The sequence below is a fragment of the Pseudomonas sp. AC463 genome (assembly GCF_979253585.1).
In genome coordinates, this window is the sequence record NZ_CEEDDZ010000010.1 from 203,511 (window position 1) to 224,014 (window position 20,504).

General features: G+C 60.1%; 26 protein-coding genes. 15 read left to right on the plus strand and 11 right to left on the minus strand.

Going from position 1 to position 20,504, the window contains the following annotated elements; translation table 11 throughout:
- The first annotated feature begins 3 nt into the window (after positions 1–3).
- Both AC0IYH_RS15025 and tldD read left to right on the plus strand, forming a co-directional pair.
- Positions 4–852 (plus strand): carbon-nitrogen hydrolase family protein, encoded by an 849-nt coding sequence (locus AC0IYH_RS15025; protein ID WP_116629105.1) that lies wholly within the window; start codon positions 4–6, stop codon positions 850–852.
- A 16-nt stretch (positions 853–868) separates the two neighbouring features.
- Positions 869–2,311, plus strand: a complete 1,443-nt coding sequence (gene tldD, locus AC0IYH_RS15030) for a metalloprotease TldD (RefSeq protein ID WP_064450712.1) — start codon at positions 869–871, stop codon at positions 2,309–2,311.
- Between the two features lie 45 nt (positions 2,312–2,356).
- Here tldD and yjgA read toward each other — a convergent pair whose 3' ends face one another.
- Positions 2,357–2,878, minus strand: a complete 522-nt coding sequence (yjgA, locus tag AC0IYH_RS15035; RefSeq protein WP_017738766.1) for a ribosome biogenesis factor YjgA — start codon at positions 2,876–2,878, stop codon at positions 2,357–2,359.
- 108 nt (positions 2,879–2,986) lie between these two features.
- Between yjgA and pmbA the strand changes: the two genes are divergently transcribed.
- The 6 genes from pmbA (at position 2,987) to AC0IYH_RS15065 (ending at position 8,409) form a co-directional block, all read left to right on the plus strand.
- Positions 2,987–4,333, plus strand: a complete 1,347-nt coding sequence (gene pmbA / locus AC0IYH_RS15040) for a metalloprotease PmbA (protein WP_122773696.1) — start codon at positions 2,987–2,989, stop codon at positions 4,331–4,333.
- Between the two features lie 148 nt (positions 4,334–4,481).
- Entirely contained in the window at positions 4,482–4,877 is a 396-nt protein-coding gene (locus AC0IYH_RS15045) for a FagA protein (protein ID WP_122773697.1), read from the plus strand.
- A gap of 153 nt (positions 4,878–5,030) precedes the next feature.
- Complete coding sequence (locus tag AC0IYH_RS15050) at positions 5,031–6,413, plus strand: class II fumarate hydratase (RefSeq protein WP_122773698.1); 1,383 nt, start codon at positions 5,031–5,033, stop codon at positions 6,411–6,413.
- A 27-nt stretch (positions 6,414–6,440) separates the two neighbouring features.
- Entirely contained in the window at positions 6,441–6,869 is a 429-nt protein-coding gene (locus tag AC0IYH_RS15055) for a hypothetical protein (protein ID WP_116629100.1), read from the plus strand.
- A 1-nt stretch (position 6,870) separates the two neighbouring features.
- Positions 6,871–7,482, plus strand: a complete 612-nt coding sequence (locus AC0IYH_RS15060; protein WP_122773699.1) for a superoxide dismutase — start codon at positions 6,871–6,873, stop codon at positions 7,480–7,482.
- A gap of 33 nt (positions 7,483–7,515) precedes the next feature.
- Positions 7,516–8,409: a ZIP family metal transporter gene (locus AC0IYH_RS15065; protein ID WP_016974293.1), complete on the plus strand. Its 894-nt coding sequence runs from the start codon at positions 7,516–7,518 to the stop codon at positions 8,407–8,409.
- Positions 8,410–8,445: 36 nt separating this feature from the next.
- Here the strand turns inward: AC0IYH_RS15065 and AC0IYH_RS15070 are convergent, their stop codons facing one another.
- The 10 genes from AC0IYH_RS15070 to AC0IYH_RS15115 form a co-directional block, all read right to left on the minus strand.
- Entirely contained in the window at positions 8,446–8,718 is a 273-nt protein-coding gene (locus AC0IYH_RS15070; RefSeq protein ID WP_116629098.1) for an HPr family phosphocarrier protein, read from the minus strand.
- A gap of 16 nt (positions 8,719–8,734) precedes the next feature.
- Entirely contained in the window at positions 8,735–9,592 is an 858-nt protein-coding gene (gene rapZ / locus AC0IYH_RS15075) for an RNase adapter RapZ (RefSeq protein ID WP_116629097.1), read from the minus strand.
- 2 nt (positions 9,593–9,594) lie between these two features.
- Positions 9,595–10,059 (minus strand): PTS IIA-like nitrogen regulatory protein PtsN, encoded by a 465-nt coding sequence (gene ptsN / locus AC0IYH_RS15080; RefSeq protein ID WP_471834949.1) that lies wholly within the window; start codon positions 10,057–10,059, stop codon positions 9,595–9,597.
- A gap of 10 nt (positions 10,060–10,069) precedes the next feature.
- Positions 10,070–10,375, minus strand: a complete 306-nt coding sequence (gene hpf / locus AC0IYH_RS15085; protein ID WP_003171804.1) for a ribosome hibernation-promoting factor, HPF/YfiA family — start codon at positions 10,373–10,375, stop codon at positions 10,070–10,072.
- A 75-nt stretch (positions 10,376–10,450) separates the two neighbouring features.
- Complete coding sequence (locus tag AC0IYH_RS15090; RefSeq protein ID WP_122773700.1) at positions 10,451–11,944, minus strand: RNA polymerase factor sigma-54; 1,494 nt, start codon at positions 11,942–11,944, stop codon at positions 10,451–10,453.
- Positions 11,945–12,140: 196 nt separating this feature from the next.
- On the minus strand, positions 12,141–12,866 hold the full coding sequence (gene lptB / locus AC0IYH_RS15095) for an LPS export ABC transporter ATP-binding protein (protein ID WP_003171806.1): 726 nt from the start codon (positions 12,864–12,866) through the stop codon (positions 12,141–12,143).
- Positions 12,866–13,399 (minus strand): lipopolysaccharide transport periplasmic protein LptA, encoded by a 534-nt coding sequence (lptA, locus tag AC0IYH_RS15100; protein ID WP_116629094.1) that lies wholly within the window; start codon positions 13,397–13,399, stop codon positions 12,866–12,868. The genes lptB and lptA overlap by 1 nt, the downstream gene beginning before the upstream one ends.
- The gene (gene lptC, locus AC0IYH_RS15105; RefSeq protein ID WP_122773701.1) at positions 13,386–13,958 is read right to left on the minus strand and encodes an LPS export ABC transporter periplasmic protein LptC; all 573 of its coding nucleotides are present in this window, start codon (positions 13,956–13,958) and stop codon (positions 13,386–13,388) included. The genes lptA and lptC overlap by 14 nt, the downstream gene beginning before the upstream one ends.
- An 8-nt stretch (positions 13,959–13,966) precedes the next feature.
- Positions 13,967–14,491, minus strand: coding sequence for a KdsC family phosphatase (locus tag AC0IYH_RS15110; RefSeq protein ID WP_116629092.1), 525 nt, complete (start codon positions 14,489–14,491; stop codon positions 13,967–13,969).
- A complete protein-coding gene (locus tag AC0IYH_RS15115) occupies positions 14,492–15,466 on the minus strand; it encodes a KpsF/GutQ family sugar-phosphate isomerase (protein ID WP_471834953.1) in 975 nt (324 codons plus the stop codon).
- Between the two features lie 311 nt (positions 15,467–15,777).
- Here AC0IYH_RS15115 and AC0IYH_RS15120 point away from each other — a divergent pair, with 311 nt between their 5' ends.
- The 7 genes from AC0IYH_RS15120 to murA all read left to right on the plus strand — a co-directional run bounded on the left by AC0IYH_RS15120 (position 15,778) and on the right by murA (position 20,454).
- Positions 15,778–16,587 carry an ATP-binding cassette domain-containing protein gene (locus tag AC0IYH_RS15120; protein ID WP_017738751.1) on the plus strand — a complete coding sequence of 270 codons (810 nt, stop codon included), beginning with the start codon at positions 15,778–15,780 and terminating at the stop codon, positions 16,585–16,587.
- Positions 16,587–17,384, plus strand: a complete 798-nt coding sequence (gene mlaE, locus AC0IYH_RS15125; RefSeq protein ID WP_116629090.1) for a lipid asymmetry maintenance ABC transporter permease subunit MlaE — start codon at positions 16,587–16,589, stop codon at positions 17,382–17,384. The genes AC0IYH_RS15120 and mlaE overlap by 1 nt, the downstream gene beginning before the upstream one ends.
- Positions 17,384–17,851: an outer membrane lipid asymmetry maintenance protein MlaD gene (mlaD, locus tag AC0IYH_RS15130; protein ID WP_003171814.1), complete on the plus strand. Its 468-nt coding sequence runs from the start codon at positions 17,384–17,386 to the stop codon at positions 17,849–17,851. The genes mlaE and mlaD overlap by 1 nt, the downstream gene beginning before the upstream one ends.
- 11 nt (positions 17,852–17,862) lie before the next feature.
- On the plus strand, positions 17,863–18,510 hold the full coding sequence (locus AC0IYH_RS15135) for a Tgt2/MlaC family protein (RefSeq protein WP_116629089.1): 648 nt from the start codon (positions 17,863–17,865) through the stop codon (positions 18,508–18,510).
- A complete protein-coding gene (locus AC0IYH_RS15140) occupies positions 18,507–18,812 on the plus strand; it encodes an STAS domain-containing protein (protein WP_471834957.1) in 306 nt (101 codons plus the stop codon). Before AC0IYH_RS15135 ends, AC0IYH_RS15140 begins: the two co-directional genes overlap by 4 nt.
- A gap of 113 nt (positions 18,813–18,925) precedes the next feature.
- Complete coding sequence (locus tag AC0IYH_RS15145; protein WP_003188597.1) at positions 18,926–19,165, plus strand: BolA family protein; 240 nt, start codon at positions 18,926–18,928, stop codon at positions 19,163–19,165.
- A gap of 23 nt (positions 19,166–19,188) precedes the next feature.
- Complete coding sequence (murA, locus tag AC0IYH_RS15150) at positions 19,189–20,454, plus strand: UDP-N-acetylglucosamine 1-carboxyvinyltransferase (RefSeq protein ID WP_116629087.1); 1,266 nt, start codon at positions 19,189–19,191, stop codon at positions 20,452–20,454.
- The last annotated feature ends 50 nt before the right edge of the window (positions 20,455–20,504 follow it).

Consider the following 20,504-nt stretch of genomic DNA (forward strand, 5'->3'; position numbering starts at 1 on the left):
CCCATGTCCTTTGCGGTAATTCAAATGGTCAGCCAGAGTGACGTGCTGGCTAACCTGGCCCAGGCCCGGCGTTTGCTGGAGCAGGCGGCAGCGAAGGGGGCGAAGCTGGCAGTACTGCCGGAAAACTTCGCTGCCATGGGCCGTCGCGATGCGGTGGATATCGGTCGCGCCGAGGCGTTGGGTGAAGGGCCGATCCTGCCATGGTTGAAACAGACCGCCCGCGACCTCACCTTATGGATAGTGGCCGGCACCGTGCCGCTGCCGCCCAAGGATCAACCGAACGCCAAACCCAACGCCTGCTCGCTGCTGGTCGATGATCGCGGCGAAGTGGTAGCCCGTTACGACAAGCTGCATCTGTTTGATGTCGATGTCGCCGATGCGCGCGGTCGTTATCGTGAATCCGACGACTATGCTTTCGGTAGCAATGTGGTGGTGGCGGATACGCCGGTGGGGCGGTTGGGCCTGACGGTGTGTTACGACCTGCGCTTCCCGGAGCTGTACAGCGAGTTACGCGCAGCGGGGGCTGAATTGATTACCGCGCCCTCGGCCTTTACCGCCGTGACCGGCGCCGCGCATTGGGACGTGCTGATTCGCGCCCGGGCCATCGAGACCCAGTGCTACCTGCTGGCAGCGGCCCAGGGCGGCGTGCACCCGGGGCCACGGGAAACCTTCGGGCATGCGGCGATTGTCGACCCGTGGGGGCGTGTGCTCACACAACAGGATCAAGGCGAAGCGGTGTTACTGGCCGAACGCGACAGCAGTGAACAGGCGTCGATACGGGCGCGCATGCCGGTGGTCAACCATCGGCGCTTTTTCTCGCAGGGCGCGCAGCGACCTGCTTCAGAACGATGAATTTAAGGCCAAACCTATGAGCGAGTTGTTGTCCTCAGTCAGTGAACACCTCCTGGCACCCGGTGGCGTGACCATCGAAAGTTTGCAAACCGTGCTCGGCGATCTGGCCGGGCCGGGCATCGACGCCGCCGACCTGTATTTCCAGGGGCAGATTTCCGAGTCCTGGGCCCTCGAAGACGGCATCGTCAAGGAAGGCAGCTTCAACCTGGACCAGGGCGTGGGCGTGCGTGCGCAGTCCGGTGAGAAAACCGGTTTTGCCTACAGCAACGCAATCACCCTTGAGGCCCTGGGTCTGGCTGCACGTGCCGCGCGCTCGATCTCGCGGGCCGGGCAAAATGGTACCGTGCAGGCGTTCAGCACCCAGGATGTGGCTCAGTTGTACGCGCCGGATAACCCCCTGGAAGTGATCAGCCGTGCGGAAAAGGTCGACCTGCTCAAGCGTATCGACGCCGCCACACGGGCCCTGGACCCACGTATCCAGCAGGTCACCGTGAGCATGGCCGGCGTGTGGGAGCGCATCCTGGTGGCGTCCACCGACGGTGGGCTGGCGGCGGATGTGCGGCCGTTGGTGCGTTTCAATGTCAGTGTGATCGTCGAGCAGAACGGTCGTCGCGAACGTGGTGGCCATGGCGGCGGCGGGCGTACCGACTACCGCTATTTCCTGGCTGAAGACCGTGCCATGGGCTATGCCCGCGAGGCACTGCGCCAGGCGCTGGTGAACCTGGAAGCTATCCCGGCGCCGGCCGGTACATTGCCGGTGGTGCTGGGGTCGGGTTGGTCCGGCGTGTTGCTCCACGAAGCTGTGGGCCACGGCCTGGAAGGCGACTTCAACCGCAAGGGCAGTTCCGCCTACAGCGGGCGCATGGGCGAGATGGTTGCGTCCAAGCTCTGCACCATTGTCGATGACGGCACCCTGGCCGGTCGCCGTGGTTCGTTGAGCGTGGATGACGAAGGTACGCCGACCGAGTGCACCACCCTGATCGAAAACGGCGTGCTCAAGGGCTACATGCAAGACAAGCTCAACGCCCGCCTGATGGGGGTTGCGCGCACCGGTAACGGCCGTCGCGAATCCTACGCGCACCTGCCGATGCCGCGCATGACCAACACCTACATGCTTGGTGGCGAAAGCGACCCGGCAGAAATCATCGCCTCGGTGAAGCGCGGTATCTACTGCGCCAACCTCGGCGGCGGCCAGGTGGATATCACCAGCGGCAAGTTCGTGTTTTCCACCAGCGAGGCCTACCTGATCGAAGACGGCAAGATTACCGCGCCGGTCAAAGGGGCGACGTTGATTGGTAACGGGCCGGAAGCCATGAGCAAGGTTTCGATGGTCGGTAACGATCTGTCGCTGGACAGCGGCGTGGGCACATGCGGGAAAGATGGGCAGTCGGTGCCGGTGGGTGTCGGCCAGCCAACGCTGAAAATTGATGCGATCACCGTGGGTGGCACGGGGTCGTAAGCGGTGGAGCTTCGGGTGGCGAAGATCGCCACCCGGGGAAGGGCATCAACGCAGGCCGCGTTGAGTCTCGTCCAGCTCACGGATGTACTTGAAGATTTTACGGCTGGTGGCCGGCGCCTTGTTATGCGCCTGCTCGTGCTGGGCCTGACGGATCAGGGAGCGCAGTTGCTGGCGGTCCGCATCCGGGTAGTCCAGCACGAATTTCTCCAGCACCGCGTCATCGCCCGCGATCAGGCGGTCACGCCAACGCTCCAGGTTATGGAAGCGTTCGTTGTACTGGCGAGTGGAGGCATCGGTTTGATCAAGCAAGGCCAGAATGGCGTCAGTGTCCTGATCGCGCATCAGCTTGCCGATGAACATGATGTGCCGTTTACGCGCGATATTCGCGGTGTGCTTGGGAGCATCCGCAAGCGCCCGGCGCATTTCGTCGGTCAGTGGCAGTTTTGCAATCAAATCTTTCTTGAGCGTTGTAAGGCGCTCGCCGAGGTCAACCAGAGCATGCAGCTCGCGTTTGACCTGGGTTTTGCTTTTCTCCCCATCGAGGGAGTCGTCGTAAGAATCAACCATGGTGGCAGTCCGCAAAGAAACGCCGCCATGATAACCAGTCGGGGGCCGCTTGTCCGGCCCGGTCGCTCGATGGCCTTAACCGAAAGCAGAATTTGAGTGGAGAAAACCATGAGTGCAGCCCAAAGCGTCGGTCCGCAAGCGTTACCGGCACTGCAGGAACAAGTCGAGCAGATCATCGCCGAGGCCAAGCGCCAGGGGGCCAGTGCCTGCGAAGTCGCGGTTTCTCTCGAGCAGGGGCTGTCGACGTCGGTGCGCCAGCGGGAAGTGGAAACCGTCGAATTCAACCGCGACCAGGGCTTTGGCATCACCTTGTACGTAGGCCAGCGCAAGGGCTCGGCGAGTACCTCGGCCAGTGGCCCGGACGCGATTCGCGAAACGGTCGCCGCCGCATTGGCGATTGCCAAGCACACCTCCGAGGATGAAAGCTCGGGCCTGGCCGACAAGGCGCTGATGGCCAAGGACCTCAAGGACTTTGACCTCTACCACGCCTGGGACATCACGCCTGAGCAGGCCATCGAACAGGCACTGACCTGTGAAGCGGCGGCGTTCGACGCCGATGCCCGCATCAAGAACGCCGATGGCACCACGTTGAGCACGCATCAAGGTTGCCGTGTATATGGCAACAGCCATGGTTTTATCGGCGGTTACGCCTCCACCCGCCATAGCTTGAGCTGCGTGATGATTGCCGAGGCCAATGGCCAGATGCAACGTGACTACTGGTACGACGTGAACCGTCAGGGCGACCTGCTGGCAGACCCGGCCAGCATTGGCCGGCGTGCTGCGCAACGTGCCGCAAGCCGCCTGGGCGCGCGCCCGGTGCCGACCTGCGAAGTGCCGGTGTTGTTCTCGGCCGAACTGGCCGGCGGTTTGTTCGGCAGCTTCCTCGGCGCGATTTCCGGCGGCAACCTGTATCGCAAGTCGTCGTTCCTGGAAGGGGCAATCGGCCAGCAGCTGTTTCCGCAGTGGCTGACCATCGATGAGCGACCGCACCTGATGCGCGCCATGGGCAGCTCGTCTTTCGACGGCGATGGCTTGGCGACCTATGCCAAGCCGTTTGTCGAGAAGGGCGAGCTGGTGTCCTACGTGCTCGGTACTTACTCCGGTCGCAAGCTCGGTCTGCCCAGCACTGCCAACGCCGGTGGCGTGCATAACCTGTTTGTGACCCATGGCGATGAAGATCAGGCGGCGCTGTTGCGTCGCATGGGCCGTGGCCTGCTGGTAACCGAATTGATGGGCCATGGCCTGAACATGGTCACGGGGGATTATTCCCGTGGCGCCGCAGGCTTCTGGGTGGAAAACGGCGAAATTCAATTCGCCGTCCAGGAAGTCACCATCGCCGGTAATATGCGCGATATGTTCAAGCAAATTGTTGCCGTCGGTAATGACCTGGAACTGCGCAGCAACATTCGCACCGGGTCGGTGCTGATCGAGCGGATGACCGTAGCCGGTAGCTGATCCGCTCCACGGCACAAAAAAAAGACGCGCTATCCCTGGGATAGCGCGTTTTTTTTATGCCTGAGTTTCAGGCTGATCACATTGCCGCCATTGCGTTGATTCTCAATATCATTTAATAATAAATATCATTACCGAATGAGTGTGGATCATGAGTTCTGTCCTGCATGAGGATCCCTACCTGGAGAGCTGGCGCTGGATGAGTCGTCAGATTCGCTGTGGCCTCGATCCCAATGAACCTCGCCTGATCGAACATTACCTCAATGAGGGTCGATACCTGGCGTGTTGCACGGCCACCCACCCGTGGACGATCGCCGAAACGGCATTTCGCCTGCTCATCGACACCGCCAGCGATATTGCGCTGCCGTGGCACTGGCGATCCACCTGCCTCGACCAGGCCTGGCGCCCCCTGCGCGACCTGGAAAAACTCTCTCACTGTGCCTGCCGCCTCAAGCGCTGGCAGACCTTTGCCTGGCAATTGGCGACCTGCGAATTGCTGCCCTCCATTTCTGTTTCTGACCTGGTGCAAGGATCTAACGATGATTAGGGTCTGCCATCACTTATTTCCTGTGCCGCGCCGGGCCTGCAATCGCGCAGGGCAAGGCTGCGTTGCAGTCCTTGGCAAGGGAACAACCATTACCAGCGGACTGCGCCTTGCCTGGCCCGCTTTCAGACCTCAACGCGACACAGGAAATAAGTGATGGCAGACCCTAACACCCGTATCGAACGCGACAGCATGGGCGAACTGCAAGTACCTGCCGAGGCCCTGTATGGCGCCCAGACCCAGCGCGCGGTGAACAATTTCCCGATCAGCCACCAACGCATGCCGGCGCAATTCATTCGCGCCCTGATCCTGGCCAAGGCTGCCGCCGCCAAGGTCAACGTCGACCTCAAGCAAATCAGCGCAGGGCAGGGCAAGGCGATTGTCGATGCCGCCCAAGGCTTGCTGGAAGGTGATTTCATGCAGCACTTCCCGGTGGATATCTTCCAGACCGGTTCCGGCACCAGCTCCAACATGAATGCCAACGAAGTGATTGCGACCCTCGCCAGCCGCTTGCTGGGTGAGGCGGTCAACCCTAACGACCACGTCAACTGTGGTCAAAGCAGCAACGACATCATCCCGACCACCATCCACGTCAGCGCCGCACTGGTGCTGCATGAGCAGACACTGCCGGCGCTGCTGCACCTGGTGCAGGTGATCGAGCAAAAGGCCGAAGAGGTTCACCCGTTCATCAAGACCGGCCGCACCCACCTGATGGACGCGATGCCGGTACGCATGAGCCAGGTACTCAATGGCTGGGCGCAGCAGCTCAAGGCCAACATTGGCCATCTGCAAGACTTGCTGCCAAGCCTGCAAGCCCTGGCCCAGGGCGGCACGGCGGTAGGTACCGGGATCAACGCACATCCCGAATTCGCCGCGCGTTTCAGCCAGCAGCTGAGCAGCCTGACCGACGTGAAATTCACGCCGGGCAAGAATCTGTTCGCACTGATTGGTTCCCAGGACACCGCCGTAGCGGTCTCCGGCCAATTGAAGGCCACCGCCGTATCGCTGATGAAAATCGCCAACGACCTGCGCTGGATGAACTCCGGCCCCTTGGCCGGCCTCGGCGAAATCGAGCTGGAAGGCCTGCAGCCTGGCTCATCGATCATGCCGGGCAAGGTCAACCCGGTCATCCCGGAAGCCACCGCCATGGTGGCCGCGCAGGTTATCGGCAATGACACGGTGATCACCGTTGCCGGTCAATCGGGCAACTTCGAACTGAACGTGATGCTGCCGATCATCGCTCAGAATCTGCTCAGCAGCCTTGAACTGCTGGCCAACTCCAGCCGCCTGCTGGCGGACAAGGCAATTGCCAGCTTCAAGGTCAACGAAGCCAAGCTCAAGGAAGCGCTGTCGCGCAACCCGATCCTGGTGACCGCGCTCAACCCGATCATTGGTTACCAAAAGGCTGCTGAAATCGCCAAGAAGGCCTATCAGCAAGGCCGTCCGGTGATTGATGTGGCACTCGAGCACACCGACTTGCCCCGTAGCCAACTGGAGATCCTGCTGGACCCGGAAAAGCTCACGGCCGGCGGCGTGTAATCACCGACCCTGCTTTGGAGGCTCACCATGGAGCACTGGAAACGCACGATCGAACGGGCCAATCGCTGCTTTATGGCGGGCGAGCTGGTTGACGCTCGCGAGGCTTACTTGCAAGCCCTGGCCCTGGCCCAGGTGTTGTTCGAACGCTGGGCGGATGCCGACGAAGCAGTGGCGGCTTGCGTCATTTCCCATCACAACCTGGCGGATCTGCACCTGCGGCTTAACCAGCCGGAAGAAAGCGCGGAGTACCTCTGCGCGATTCACCAGCGCTTGCTGCAGACCATGCAGGACCCGCGCCTCAGCCCGCAATTGCGTGAGGCGGCCCTGCGCCAGAGCAGCAAGACCTACGTTGAATTGTTGAACTTCATCAGCGATCACGGTGAGTACCCACGCACCCATCGCTTGTTGGGCGGTACTGCGACGCAACCGACCACGTCTCAATACGGAGCACACTGATATGACCTACACCTTGCCTGCATTGCCTTACGCCTACGATGCCCTGGAACCGCATATCGATGCGCAAACCATGGAGATTCACTACACCAAGCACCACCAGACCTACATCAACAACCTCAATGCCGCGGTCGAGGGCACTGAGTTCGCCGGCTGGCCGGTGGAAAAGCTGGTCTCCAGCGTCCAGCAATTGCCGGAAAAACTGCGTGCTGCGGTGATCAACCAGGGCGGCGGCCATGCCAACCACTCGCTGTTCTGGGCGGTGATGTCGCCTAAAGGCGGCGGCAAGCCAGAGGGCGCGCTGGGCAAGGCCATCGACGAGCAAGTGGGTGGTTTCGACAGCTTTAAAGAAGCGTTCACCAAGGCTGCACTGACCCGTTTCGGCAGCGGTTGGGCGTGGCTGAGCGTTACTCCGCAAAAGACCCTGGTGGTGGAAAGCAGCGGCAACCAGGACAGCCCGCTGATGAACGGCAATACGCCGATCCTCGGCCTGGACGTCTGGGAGCACGCTTACTACCTGCGCTACCAGAATCGTCGTCCGGAATACATCAACGCCTTCTACAGTGTTATCAACTGGCCGGAAGTTGCCGCGCGCTATCAGGCCGCTTTGGCCTGATATCTATCTCCATAACAAGATCTAAGGCCGACTATGGGCACTGAAACACTGGCGATCAGCAGCGGGCGAATGTTTCGTTATGCGTTTGGCTCGCTGCTGCTATTGGCAGGTACTGCATTGCTGGTGGCCCACGGGCTGGCCTGGCTGAACCTCGAACCGCGCATCCTGCGCGCCTTGCAGGGCGGGGCAATTTGCGCGCTCGGTACGGCGCTTGGCGCCGTGCCCGTGCTGGTGATCCGGCGGATGCCGGTGGCGCTGAGCGATACATTGCTGGGGTTTGGTGCCGGGGTGATGCTGGCGGCGACGGCGTTTTCGCTGATTGTGCCGGGCATTGCTGCCGCTGAAAGCCTGGGGCTGTCGCCTTGGGGGGCCAGTGGCCTGATCAGTTTCGGCATCATGCTGGGGGCGTTCGGGCTGTATCTGGTGGATCGCAAGGTCTCCGGCGCCAGCCCGGAAATGCTGGTCGGTACGCCGGACAAACCGGTGATCCCTCCGCGCATCTGGCTGTTCGTGTTTGCCATCATCGCCCACAACATACCGGAAGGCATGGCCGTGGGCGTCTCCGCCGGCGGTGGCATGCCGGACGCCGACAGCCTGGCCATGGGCATTGCCTTGCAGGACGTGCCCGAAGGCCTGGTGATTGCGTTGGTATTGGCCGGGGCGGGAATGTCGCGGGTCAAGGCCTTCCTGATCGGGGCAGCATCAGGCCTGGTAGAGCCGGTATTCGCCGTGCTCTGTGCCTGGCTGGTGAGCCTGGCCGAGGTGTTGTTGCCTTTGGGCCTGGCGCTGGCCGCTGGTGCGATGCTGTTGGTGGTGACCCACGAAGTGATCCCTGAGTCGCGCCGCAACGGTCACGAAAAGCTCGCCAGCCTCGGGTTGTGCATCGGGTTCTGCTTGATGATGGTGATGGATACAGCGTTGGGGTGAAGCGCTTGGGCTTCACACCTGTCTCAAAGGGTGGGTTTACTCACCCTCATCAAAGAAGTTATTGATCAACGCCACCAAGGCGTCCATCGCTTCCTGCTCCTGCTCACCTTCCGTCTTCAGGTGAATCTTGGTGCCCTTGCCGGCTGCCAACATCATCATGGCCATGATGCTTTTGCCATCGACCATGGACTCTGCGGTGCGTCCGGCGCGGATCTGGCAGGGAAACTGCCCGGCGACGCCGACGAATTTTGCCGAGGCGCGGGCGTGCAAGCCCAGCTTGTTGATGATTTCAATTTCCAGAGCGGGCATCGCGGGGGTGTTCCTTTCAGCTAAGGTCGCGGTGGCGAACCTGGACGTTCTTGAGGGTTCGTTGCAGCACCTGGCCCAGGCGCTCTGTCAGGTAGACAGAGCGGTGGTGGCCGCCGGTGCAGCCGATGGCAATGGTCACATAAGCGCGGTTACTTGCGGCAAAGCGCGGCAACCATTTGAGCAGGTAGCTGGAGATGTCCTGGAACATCTCCTCCACATCCGGCTGTGCGGCCAGGTACTCGGCCACCGGTTGATCCAGCCCGGATTGCTCACGCAGTTCCGGCTTCCAATAGGGGTTGGGCAGGCAGCGCACGTCAAACACCAGGTCGGCGTCCACCGGCATGCCACGCTTGAAGCCAAAAGACTCCACCAGGAACGCCGTGCCGGGCTCGGGCTGGTTCAGCAGGCGCAACTTGATGGCATCGCGCAGCTGATACAGGTTGAGGCTGGTGGTGTTGATCTTGAGGTCGGCGAGGTCAATGATCGGCCCGAGCAGCTTGGTTTCGTCTTCGATGGCCTCGGCCAGTGAGCGATGGGGGCTGCTGAGGGGGTGGCGTCGACGGGTTTCGGAGAAGCGCTTGAGCAGCGTTTCTTCGTCGGCATCCAGGTACAGCACATCACAGTGAATGTGCTTGGCCCGCACTTCTTCGAGCAATTGCGGGAATCGCTCAAGGTGGCTGGGTAGGTTGCGGGCATCAATCGAAACGGCAACCAGCGGCTGCGCCAGTTCGGTGTGGATCAAGGCGCGTTCGGCAAGTTCCGGCAGCAGGCCGGCGGGCAGGTTGTCGATGCAATAGAAACCGTTGTCCTCAAGAACATTGAGGGCGGTGCTTTTACCCGAGCCGGAGCGGCCGCTGACGATGATCAAACGCATGGTTACTGCCCGCTTTGTTCATCCAGGACAACCTGGTACAGCGCCTCGTTGCTGCTGGCACCTCGCAGTTTGTCGCGTACTTCCTTGCGGTCGAGCATGCTGGCGATCTGCCGAAGCAGTTCCAGGTGCGCATCGGTGGCGGCCTGCGGGACCAGCAGTACAAACAGCAGGTCAACCGGTGCACCGTCGATGGCGTCGAAATCGATGGGAGCGTCCAGGTGCAGCAGGGCGCTGACCGGTGTATCGCAGCCTTTGAGGCGGCAGTGAGGGATGGCGATGCCGTTGCCAAAACCCGTGGAGCCGAGTTTTTCACGGGCAATCAGAGCCTCGTAGACATCTTGCATCTCCAGCTCAGGCACTTCGCGGCTGATCAGGTTGGCAATCTGTTCGAGGGCTTTCTTCTTGCTGCCGCCCGGCGCGTTCACAAGGGAACGGCCGGGGGTCAGGATGGTTTCAAGTCGGATCATGGGGGGAGAGTTAACGACCTGTACCTTGCATCAGGTGCAGATTCTTTTCCTTATGCTTTATGAGTTGGCGGTCCAGCTTGTCGTAGAGCGAGTCAATCGCCGCGTACATGTCCTCATGTTCCGCATTGGCGACGAGCTTGGCATTCGGTACGTGCAGGGTGGCCTCGATTTTCTGCTTGAGCTTATCGACCTCCATGATGACCTGCACGTTGGTGATCTTGTCAAAATGCCCCGCAAGCTTGTTCAACTTGCTCTCGGTGTATTCACGCAGGGGTTTGGTGACTTCCAGCTGGTGTCCACTGATGTTGACTTGCATACAGCTTCTCCTTCGTTGCCAGTGCATAAAGCGGTGGGCAGGAATACCCACCACTGGAACGCTGTGGCCCGCCCGTCACATCAAACGCTTACGCTCGCTGGAAGGCGCGATCCCAAGGGACTCGCGGTACTTGGCGACGGTTCGACGGGCGACCTGAATGCCTTGTGCCTCCAGTAAACCAGCGATCTTGCTGTCACTCAACGGCTTTTTCTGATTTTCCGCGGCAACCAGTTTTTTGATGATCGCGCGGATCGCCGTGGACGAGCATTCACCGCCTTCGGAGGTGCTGACGTGGCTGGAGAAAAAGTATTTCAGTTCATAAATACCCCGTGGGGTATGCATGAATTTTTGCGTGGTCACCCGGGAAATCGTCGATTCGTGCATGCCTACCGCCTCGGCGATATCGTGCAGCACCAGCGGTTTCATTGCTTCGTCGCCGTATTCCAGGAAGCCGCGCTGGTGCTCGACGATCTGCGTGGCGACTTTCATCAGGGTTTCGTTACGGCTTTGCAGGCTCTTGATGAACCAGCGCGCTTCCTGCAACTGGTTGCGCATGAAGGTGTTGTCGGCGCTGGTGTCGGCGCGGCGTACAAAGCCTGCGTATTGCGGGTTGACCCGCAGGCGTGGCACCGACTCCTGGTTCAGCTCCACCAGCCAGCGCTCGTTGTCCTTGCGCACGATAACGTCAGGCACGACGTATTCGGCTTCGCTGGACTCGATCTGCGAGCCTGGGCGCGGGTTGAGGCTCTGTACCAGCTCGATGATCTGGCGCAGGTCGTCTTCCTTGAGCTTCATGCGGCGCATCAGCTGGCTGTAGTCGCGGGCGCCGAGCAAGTCGATGTAGTCGGTGACCAGGCGCTGTGCCTCGGCGAGCCAAGGAGTTTTGGCGGGCAGCTGGCGCAGTTGCAGCAGCAGGCATTCGCTGAGGGAGCGCGCGCCGATGCCGGCGGGCTCGAACTGCTGGATACGGTGCAGGACGGCCTCGATCTCGTCCAGCTCGATGTCCAGCTCCGGGTCGAAGGCTTCAAGGATCTCTTCGAGTGTTTCGTCCAGATAACCCTGGTTGTTGATGCAGTCGATCAGGGTTACGGCGATCAGGCGATCAGTATCCGACATCGGCGCCAGGTTCAGTTGCCACAGCAAATGGCTCTGCAGGCTTTCGCCGACGGAGGTGCGGGTGGTGAAGTCCCACTCGTCATCGTCATTGCTGGGCAGGCTGCTGGCGCTGGTCTGGTAGACGTCCTCCCAGGCGGTGTCCACCGGGAGTTCGTTGGGAATGCGTTCGTTCCAGTCGCCTTCCTCAAGGTTATCCACCGTAGGGGCGGTTTCCTGGTAGGAGGGTTCCTGCACGTCGGAGTTGGGTTTTTGCTCTATGTTGTCGGCCAGCGGGTCTGCATTATCGAAGTCGTCGCCTTCTTCCTGGCGTTCGAGCATCGGATTGGACTCCAGGGCCTCCTGGATTTCCTGTTGCAGGTCCAGGGTCGACAATTGGAGTAGGCGGATGGCCTGTTGCAGCTGCGGTGTCATCGTCAGCTGCTGGCCCATTCTCAGGACTAGCGATGGTTTCATGGCAGGGGCTTAACACCTTATTCGCCGGCGCAATGCGCCATCCACGACAGGGCGCGTGAGCGCCAAACATAAGCAAATTATATGCCTGATATCGGGGGCTTTGCCTAGAGCGCGGTAACAATAAAAATATGGAGGTTTTCATTGACGCCCGCGCTTCGGGCAAACGACCTGCCACCGCCAGTTGTAACAGGCAGCTTTACAGGCGGAACTCGTGACCCAGGTACACTTCCTTGACCAGTTCATTGGCCAGGATAGTGGCGGAATCGCCTTCGGCGATCAGCTGGCCATCGTTCACGATATACGCGGTCTCGCAGATATCGAGGGTCTCACGCACGTTGTGGTCGGTGATCAGCACACCGATACCCTTGGCCTTGAGATGATGGATGATCTGCTTGATGTCGCCGACCGAGATCGGGTCGACGCCGGCAAACGGTTCGTCCAGCAGGATGAACTTGGGCGCCGTGGCCAGGGCGCGGGCGATCTCCACGCGGCGGCGTTCACCACCGGACAGGCTCATGCCGAGGTTGTCGCGAATGTGGTTGATGTGGAATTCCTGCAGCAGGCTTTCCAGCTCCTTGCGGCGGCCGTCACGGTCGAGTTCCTTTCGGGTCTCGAGGATCGCCATGATGTTGTCGGCTACCGACAGCTTGCGGAAGATCGACGCCTCTTGTGGGAGATAGCCGATACCGGCACGGGCGCGGCCGTGCATGGGCTGGTGGCTGACGTCCAAGTCGTCGATCAGCACGCGACCCTGGTCCGCCTGGACCAGGCCGACGATCATGTAGAAGCAGGTGGTCTTGCCGGCGCCGTTGGGGCCGAGCAAGCCGACGATCTGGCCGCTGTCGATCGACAGGCTGACGTCGCGCACGACCTGACGGCTTTTATAGGCCTTGGCCAGATGCTGGGCTTTCAGGGTTGCCATTACTCGGCCTTCTTCTTCGGCTGGATAACCATGTCGATGCGTGGGCGTGGTGCAGTCACCTTGGAGCCATTGGCACGACCGGCGTTAGCGATCTGTTTCACGGTGTCATAGGTGATTTTCTCACCTTCCGTGGAGTTGCCGTCGGGGCTGAGTACTTTAGCCTGGTCGATCAGCACGATGCGGTTCTGCTGGGCGTGGTACTGAATGGTCTTGCCGTAGCCCTTCATCGGGCCGGTGTCGGCAGCGGACTGCTTCTGTTCGAAGTAAGCCAGGTTGCCTACCGAGGTCACGACGTCGATATCACCGCTCTGGGTGCGCGTCAGTGTCACGGTGTTACCGGTGATCTTCATCGACCCTTGGGTGATGATGACGCCGCCGGTGTAGGTGGCAACACCTTGCTTGTCATCCAACTGCGCATCGTCAGCCGAGATGTGGATCGGTTGCTGGCTATCGTTCGGCAGAGCCCAGGCGCTCACGCTTCCCAGTGCTGCGCCCAGACCGAGCAAAATAGGGAGAGTTTTAACGAGCCTCATACTGTCCTCTTACGTTCGATAGCAGGTGTATCCTGCTTTCTTTCAAATACGCTTTCATTCCCTTGCCAGTCGATACACCGCCAGCGCCGTCGATTCTAACGTCTTGCTCGGTCTGCGCATATTGCTTCTGCGGGAATACGGTCATGCGACTGCTGGTAATCACGGTCTCACGTTTTTTATCGTCGGTGCGCGCAACGCGTACCGAGTCGATCAGTTCCACCTCGGTACCGTCCGGGTTGACCTCGCCACGCTTGCTGGTGACGTGCCATGGGAATTCGGTGCCGCGGTAAATGTTCATGTCCGGGTTGGTCAGCAGGGTGACTTCGGTAGCCTTCAAATGCTCGACCTTGTCCGACGTCATCTCGTACTGAACCTTGCCATCAGGCAGGAACTGCACGCTCTTGGCGTTGATGGCGTAGTAATCGATAGCCCCTTCGTCAACCTGCGCCGCAGGCTGGTCGAGGAAGCGCTCCGGGCTGATATTCCAGTAGCCCACTGCGAGAAACAGCGCGGCGATGACCCCGAATAGCAGGATGTTACGAATCTTTTTACTCAGCATAAAACGCTCTATAAGTAGGCGGCGTGGGCTGCATCAAGGCTGCCCTGGGCGCGCAGAATCAGCTCGCAGAACTCGCGTGCGGCACCTTCGCCACCCCGCGCGGTGGTGATACCGTGGGCATGCTCACGCACGAACGACGCCGCATTGGCGACGGCCATGCCCAGGCCGACTCGGCGAATGACCGGCAGGTCAGGCAGATCATCACCCAAATAGGCGACCTGCTCATAGCTTAGGTTGAGTTGGCCAAGAAGCTCGTCCAGAACCACCAGTTTATCCTCGCGGCCCTGATACAGGTGAGGAATCCCCAGGTTTTGTGCGCGGCGTTCCACAACGGGGGTTTTTCTGCCGCTGATAATCGCTGTTTGCACGCCCGAAGCCATCAGCATCTTGATGCCTTGGCCGTCGAGGGTGTTGAACGTCTTGAATTCGCTGCCGTCTTCGAGGAAGTACAGGCGGCCATCGGTCAGCACGCCGTCGACGTCGAAAATCGCCAGCTTGATGTTTTTGCCGCGTTGCATCAGGTCGCTGGTCATTTACATCACTCCCGCACGCAGCAAGTCGTGCATATTCAGGGCGCCAATCGGGTGGTCGTTGGCATCAACCACCACCAGCGCGCCAATCTTGTGGTCTTCCATGATCTTCAAGGCTTCGGCCGCCAGCATCTCGGGGCGTGCAGTCTTGCCGTGAGGGGTCATCACCGCGTCGATGGTGGCCGTATGGATGTCGATGGTGCGGTCCAGGGTGCGGCGCAAGTCGCCGTCGGTGAAGACCCCGGCCAGTCTGCCGTCGGTTTCCAGGATGACGGTCATGCCCAGGCCCTTGCGGGTCATTTCCATCAGCGCGTCCTTCAGCAACGTGCCGCGTTGGACGTGGGGCAATTCATCGCCCGAGTGCATGACGTTTTCCACTTTAAGCAGCAAGCGGCGACCCAGTGCGCCGCCTGGGTGGGAAAACGCGAAATCTTCGGCGGTAAAACCACGGGCTTCCAGCAGCGCCACGGCCAGGGCGTCGCCCATGACCAGGGCGGCGGTGGTGGAGGAGGTCGGTGCAAGGTTCAGCGGGCAGGCTTCGTGGGCCACGTGAACATTCAGGTTCACTTCGGCGGCCCTGGCCAGTGTCGATTCCGGGTTGCCGGTGACGCTGATCATCTTGATGCCCAGGCGCTTGATCAGCGGCAGCAGGGTTACGATTTCGTTGGTGGTGCCGGAGTTGGACAGGGCCAGGATGATGTCATCCTTGGTGATCATGCCCATGTCGCCATGGCTGGCTTCGGCCGGGTGCACAAAAAAAGCGGTGGTCCCGGTGCTCGCCAGGGTGGCGGCGATCTTGTTGCCGACGTGGCCCGACTTGCCCATGCCGACTACGACAACGCGGCCTTTGCTGGCCAGAATCATCTCGCAGGCGCGTACGAAATCCGCGTCGATATGGGCCAGCAAGCCTTCTACGGCTTCAAGCTCTAGGCGGATGGTGCGTTGTGCGGATTGAATAAGGTCGCTGGATTGGCTCATGTCTGAAATCGTATAGCCTGACGAAAAGTCGGCGATTATAGCGGTAATGATCGATTCCCTCACGCAAGTTCGTCAGGCTTTATTTACCGACTGCCCGAGATTCCATTCTCATTAACACAGCCAGCAACGTTTTTTCCCTGTCCTGGATCTGAACAAGCGCTGTTCCGGCCTTGGGCGCGTTGTACCAGCAGTGATATAGTTCGCCGCCAGCCCGGTCCGCCCAGCCCATATGGCTATTTATTGCGCAGGCGTTGCAAACGTTTGTCGCAAGCGTGGTGTCTGAGTGAGAGGCTGCATCCCAAGGAGTTTAGATGAGTGCCGATAACGCCTACGCGGTCGAGCTGAAGGGACTGACCTTCAAGCGCGGGACGCGCAGCATCTTCAATAACGTCGATATTCGCATTCCCCGCGGCAAGGTCACGGGCATCATGGGGCCTTCCGGTTGCGGTAAGACCACCCTGTTGCGTCTGATGGGCATGCAATTGCGCCCCACCGCCGGCGAAGTGTGGGTCAACGGCCAGAACCTGCCGACGTTGTCGCGCAGCGATCTGTTCGATGCGCGCAAGCACATGGGCGTGCTGTTCCAGAGCGGTGCGCTGTTCACCGACCTGGATGTATTCGAGAACGTAGCGTTTCCGCTGCGGGTGCATACCCAGCTGTCCGATGAAATGATTCGTGACATCGTGTTGCTGAAACTCCAGGCCGTGGGCCTTCGCGGTGCCATCGACCTGATGCCCGACGAACTCTCTGGCGGCATGAAGCGCCGTGTGGCCCTGGCCCGTGCGATTGCCCTCGACCCGCAGATCCTCATGTACGATGAGCCCTTCGTTGGCCAGGACCCCATTGCCATGGGCGTGCTGGTACGCCTGATCCGCCTGCTCAACGATGCGTTGGGCATCACCAGCATCGTTGTTTCCCACGACCTTGCAGAAACCGCGAGCATTGCCGATTACCTCTATGTAGTAGGCGATGGCCAGGTACTGGGGCAAGGCACGCCTGAAGAACTGATGAACGCCGACAACCCGCGTATTCGCCAATTCATGACCGGCGATCCCGATGGCCCTGTGCCTTTTCACTTTCCGGCAGCGGATTACCGCTCAGATCTTCTGGGGAAGCGCTGATGCGCAAGACATCTCTAATCGAAAAGGTCCGCCTTTTCGGTCGCTCCGGCATCGACATCGTCGAAGTGCTGGGCCGTTCGACGATTTTCCTGTTCCACGCCCTGCTCGGTCGCGGCGGCATTGGCGGCGGCTTTGGCCTGCTGATCAAGCAACTGCATTCGGTGGGCGTGATGTCCCTGGTGATCATCGTGGTCTCCGGGGTGTTCATCGGCATGGTGCTGGCGTTGCAGGGCTTCAATATCCTGTCCAGCTACGGTTCGGAGCAGGCGGTGGGGCAGATGGTCGCCCTGACGCTGCTGCGTGAGCTGGGGCCGGTGGTCACTGCGTTGTTGTTCGCCGGGCGTGCGGGTTCCGCGCTGACCGCCGAAATCGGCAACATGAAGTCCACCGAGCAGTTGTCCAGCCTGGAAATGATCGGCGTGGACCCGCTCAAATACATTGTTGCCCCGCGCCTGTGGGCCGGCTTCATTTCCCTGCCGCTGCTGGCGATGATCTTCAGCGTGGTGGGTATCTGGGGCGGTTCGTGGGTGGCGGTGGACTGGCTGGGCGTCTATGACGGCTCCTACTGGGCCAACATGCAGAACAGCGTGACCTTCACGGGTGACGTGCTCAACGGCATCATAAAGAGCATCGTCTTCGCCTTTGTAGTGACCTGGATCGCCGTATTCCAAGGCTACGACTGTGAGCCCACTTCAGAAGGGATCAGTCGCGCCACCACCAAGACCGTTGTGTACGCCTCGCTGGCGGTACTGGGCCTTGACTTCATTTTGACCGCCTTGATGTTTGGAGATTTCTGATGCAAAACCGCACTGTGGAAATCGGTGTCGGCCTTTTCTTGCTGGCTGGCATCCTGGCTTTATTGTTGCTGGCCCTGCGAGTCAGTGGCCTGTCGGCCAGCCCCACCGCCGATACTTATAAACTTTACGCGTACTTCGACAATATCGCCGGTTTGACTGTCAGAGCTAAAGTGACCATGGCCGGTGTGACCATCGGCAAGGTCACGGCAATCGATCTGGATCGCGACAGCTTCACCGGGCGAGTGACCATGCAACTGGACAAGAAGGTAGATAATCTGCCGACCGACTCCACTGCATCTATCCTCACTGCGGGTCTGCTGGGTGAGAAGTACATCGGTGTCAGCGTGGGTGGGGAAACAGCCCTGCTCAAGGATGGTTCGACAATCCACGACACACAGTCGTCGTTGGTACTTGAAGACCTGATCGGTAAATTCCTGCTCAATACGGTCAATAAAGACGCTAAATGAGGAATCTGTACATGATCTCTACCTTGCGACGTGGCCTCCTGGTACTGCTGGCAGCGCTGCCGTTGATGGCCAACGCGGCAGGTTCTGCCCACGAACTGGTGCAGGACACTACCAACAAGATGTTGGCTGACCTGACTGCCAATAAAGAGCAGTACAAGCAAGATCCGACCAAGTTCTATGACGCACTGAACACCATTGTGGGGCCGGTGGTTGATGCCGAAGGCATTTCCCGCAGCATCATGACGGTCAAATATTCGCGTAAAGCCACACCTGCGCAAATGCAGACCTTCCAGGAAAACTTCAAGCGCGGCCTGTTCCAGTTCTACGGGAATGCTTTGCTTGAGTACAACAACCAGGGCATCACCGTCGCTCCTGCCGGGGATGAGTCGGGGGATCGCACCAGCGTCAACATGAGCGTCAAGGGCAACAACGGCGCGGTTTACCCTGTGCAGTACACCCTGGAGAAGATCAACGGCGAGTGGAAACTGCGCAACGTGATCATCAACGGCATCAACATCGGCAAGCTGTTCCGTGACCAGTTTGCTGATGCAATGCAACGCAATGGCAACGACCTGGACAAAACCATCAATGGTTGGGCCGGTGAAGTGGCCAAGGCCAAGGAAGAAACCGATAAAGCTGCCGGGAAGCCCGCGCAATGACCGAGTCGGCTGTTCGTCTCGGCGATGCCGGCGAGTTGCTGATCAGCGGCGTGCTGGATTACCGCACCGGGCCTGACCTGCGCAAGCGGGGCCAGGCGCTGATCAAGACCAGCACCGCACCTGCACTGGTGCTGGATTGTTCGGCGGTGACCAAGTCCAGCAGCGTTGGCTTGTCGTTGTTGCTGTGCTTCATGCGCGATGCCCAGGCGGCCAGAAAGCCCGTCAGCATCCGTGCATTGCCCGAAGACATGCGCGAAATTGCCCAGGTATCCGGTTTGACCGAGCTGTTGGCGCATCCTTAATACACATTATTGAGAGGCCCCCCGTCAGAGTCCTGCTATGCGGGGTTCGCAGGCGCGGGGCTTTTTTGTATGATGTGCGACCCGTGCGCACTGGGCGCCGATAGAGGTTGAGCATGCAGGCCCTAGAAGTTAAGAGCTTCCTTGAAGGAAAGCTGCCGGAAACGACTGTAGAAGTTGAAGGCGAAGGCTGCAATTTCCAGCTGAACGTGATTAGCGATGAACTGGCGGCACTGAGCCCGGTCAAGCGTCAGCAGCAGATCTATGCCCATTTGAACCCGTGGATCACCGATGGCAGCATCCATGCGGTCACTATGAAATTTTTCAGCCGCGCGGCCTGGGCCGAGCGCACCTGAGCCCCCAAGGCGTCGAGATTCTTATGGATAAATTGATTATTACCGGCGGTGGCCGCCTTGATGGCGAGATCCGCATTTCCGGTGCGAAAAACTCCGCCCTGCCGATCCTGGCGGCGACCCTGCTGTGCGATGGCCCTGTGACCGTGGCCAACCTGCCGCACCTGCACGACATTACCACTATGATCGAGCTGTTCGGTCGCATGGGCATTGAGCCGGTTATCGACGAGAAACTGGCCGTCGAAATCGACCCACGCACCATCAAGACCCTGATCGCTCCGTACGAGCTGGTGAAAACCATGCGTGCGTCGATCCTGGTACTCGGCCCAATGGTTGCCCGTTTCGGCGAAGCCGAAGTGGCCCTGCCTGGCGGTTGCGCCATCGGCTCGCGTCCGGTGGACCTGCACATCCGTGGTCTTGAAGCCATGGGCGCGGTCATCGACGTTGAAGGCGGCTACATCAAGGCCAAGGCGCCGGAAGGCGGTTTGCGTGGCGCCAACTTCTTCTTCGATACCGTCAGCGTGACTGGTACCGAGAACATCATGATGGCTGCTGCCCTGGCCAACGGCCGCAGCGTCCTGCAAAACGCTGCGCGCGAGCCTGAAGTGGTCGACCTGGCCAACTTCCTGATCGCCATGGGTGCCAACATTACCGGCGCCGGCACCGACACCATCACCATCGACGGTGTGAAGCGCCTGCACCCGGCCACCTACAAAGTGATGCCGGACCGCATCGAGACCGGCACCTACCTGGTTGCCGCTGCCGTTACCGGTGGCCGCGTCAAGGTCAAGGACACCGATCCGACCATCCTCGAAGCCGTGCTGGAAAAACTCCGCGAAGCCGGTGCCGAAATCACTACCGGTGAAGACTGGATCGAGCTGAACATGCACGGCAAGCGGCCAAAAGCCGTTAACGTGCGTACCGCTCCTTACCCGGCATTCCCGACCGACATGCAGGCGCAGTTCATTTCCTTGAACGCGATTGCCGAAGGCACCGGTGCGGTAATCGAGACCATCTTCGAAAACCGCTTCATGCACGTGTATGAACTGCACCGCATGGGCGCCAAGATCCAGGTCGAAGGCAACACTGCCATCGTCACCGGCATCGAGAAGCTCAAGGGCGCGCCAGTGATGGCCACCGACTTGCGTGCTTCTGCCAGCCTGGTGATCTCGGCGCTGTGTGCCGAAGGCGACACGCTGATCGACCGCATCTACCACATCGACCGTGGTTACGAGTGCATCGAAGAAAAACTGCAGATGCTCGGCGCGAAAATCCGCCGCGTACCGGGCTAGTCTCCGGGTTGCAGATGTGGAGGGGGCTTGTGCCCTCTCCGCAAAGCTGT

Coding starts and splice junctions, on each gene's coding strand:
- hpf (WP_003171804.1), bottom strand. CDS start 10,375: ATGCAAGTCAACATCAGTGGACACCAGCTGGAAGTCACCAAACCCCTG.
- AC0IYH_RS15045 (WP_122773697.1), top strand. CDS start 4,482: ATGAGTTCTGTCCTGCATGAGGATCCCTACCTGGAGAGCTGGCGCTGG.
- murA (WP_116629087.1), top strand. CDS start 19,189: ATGGATAAATTGATTATTACCGGCGGTGGCCGCCTTGATGGCGAGATC.
- AC0IYH_RS15050 (WP_122773698.1), top strand. CDS start 5,031: ATGGCAGACCCTAACACCCGTATCGAACGCGACAGCATGGGCGAACTG.
- AC0IYH_RS15140 (WP_471834957.1), top strand. CDS start 18,507: ATGACCGAGTCGGCTGTTCGTCTCGGCGATGCCGGCGAGTTGCTGATC.
- AC0IYH_RS15070 (WP_116629098.1), bottom strand. CDS start 8,718: ATGCCCGCTCTGGAAATTGAAATCATCAACAAGCTGGGCTTGCACGCC.
- AC0IYH_RS15115 (WP_471834953.1), bottom strand. CDS start 15,466: ATGAGCCAATCCAGCGACCTTATTCAATCCGCACAACGCACCATCCGC.
- AC0IYH_RS15110 (WP_116629092.1), bottom strand. CDS start 14,491: ATGACCAGCGACCTGATGCAACGCGGCAAAAACATCAAGCTGGCGATT.
- AC0IYH_RS15055 (WP_116629100.1), top strand. CDS start 6,441: ATGGAGCACTGGAAACGCACGATCGAACGGGCCAATCGCTGCTTTATG.
- pmbA (WP_122773696.1), top strand. CDS start 2,987: ATGAGTGCAGCCCAAAGCGTCGGTCCGCAAGCGTTACCGGCACTGCAG.
- mlaD (WP_003171814.1), top strand. CDS start 17,384: ATGCAAAACCGCACTGTGGAAATCGGTGTCGGCCTTTTCTTGCTGGCT.
- ptsN (WP_471834949.1), bottom strand. CDS start 10,059: ATGATCCGACTTGAAACCATCCTGACCCCCGGCCGTTCCCTTGTGAAC.
- lptA (WP_116629094.1), bottom strand. CDS start 13,399: ATGAGGCTCGTTAAAACTCTCCCTATTTTGCTCGGTCTGGGCGCAGCA.
- AC0IYH_RS15060 (WP_122773699.1), top strand. CDS start 6,871: ATGACCTACACCTTGCCTGCATTGCCTTACGCCTACGATGCCCTGGAA.
- AC0IYH_RS15090 (WP_122773700.1), bottom strand. CDS start 11,944: ATGAAACCATCGCTAGTCCTGAGAATGGGCCAGCAGCTGACGATGACA.
- AC0IYH_RS15025 (WP_116629105.1), top strand. CDS start 4: ATGTCCTTTGCGGTAATTCAAATGGTCAGCCAGAGTGACGTGCTGGCT.
- AC0IYH_RS15065 (WP_016974293.1), top strand. CDS start 7,516: ATGGGCACTGAAACACTGGCGATCAGCAGCGGGCGAATGTTTCGTTAT.
- AC0IYH_RS15135 (WP_116629089.1), top strand. CDS start 17,863: ATGATCTCTACCTTGCGACGTGGCCTCCTGGTACTGCTGGCAGCGCTG.
- lptB (WP_003171806.1), bottom strand. CDS start 12,866: ATGGCAACCCTGAAAGCCCAGCATCTGGCCAAGGCCTATAAAAGCCGT.
- mlaE (WP_116629090.1), top strand. CDS start 16,587: ATGCGCAAGACATCTCTAATCGAAAAGGTCCGCCTTTTCGGTCGCTCC.
- AC0IYH_RS15120 (WP_017738751.1), top strand. CDS start 15,778: ATGAGTGCCGATAACGCCTACGCGGTCGAGCTGAAGGGACTGACCTTC.
- tldD (WP_064450712.1), top strand. CDS start 869: ATGAGCGAGTTGTTGTCCTCAGTCAGTGAACACCTCCTGGCACCCGGT.
- AC0IYH_RS15145 (WP_003188597.1), top strand. CDS start 18,926: ATGCAGGCCCTAGAAGTTAAGAGCTTCCTTGAAGGAAAGCTGCCGGAA.
- lptC (WP_122773701.1), bottom strand. CDS start 13,958: ATGCTGAGTAAAAAGATTCGTAACATCCTGCTATTCGGGGTCATCGCC.
- yjgA (WP_017738766.1), bottom strand. CDS start 2,878: ATGGTTGATTCTTACGACGACTCCCTCGATGGGGAGAAAAGCAAAACC.
- rapZ (WP_116629097.1), bottom strand. CDS start 9,592: ATGCGTTTGATCATCGTCAGCGGCCGCTCCGGCTCGGGTAAAAGCACC.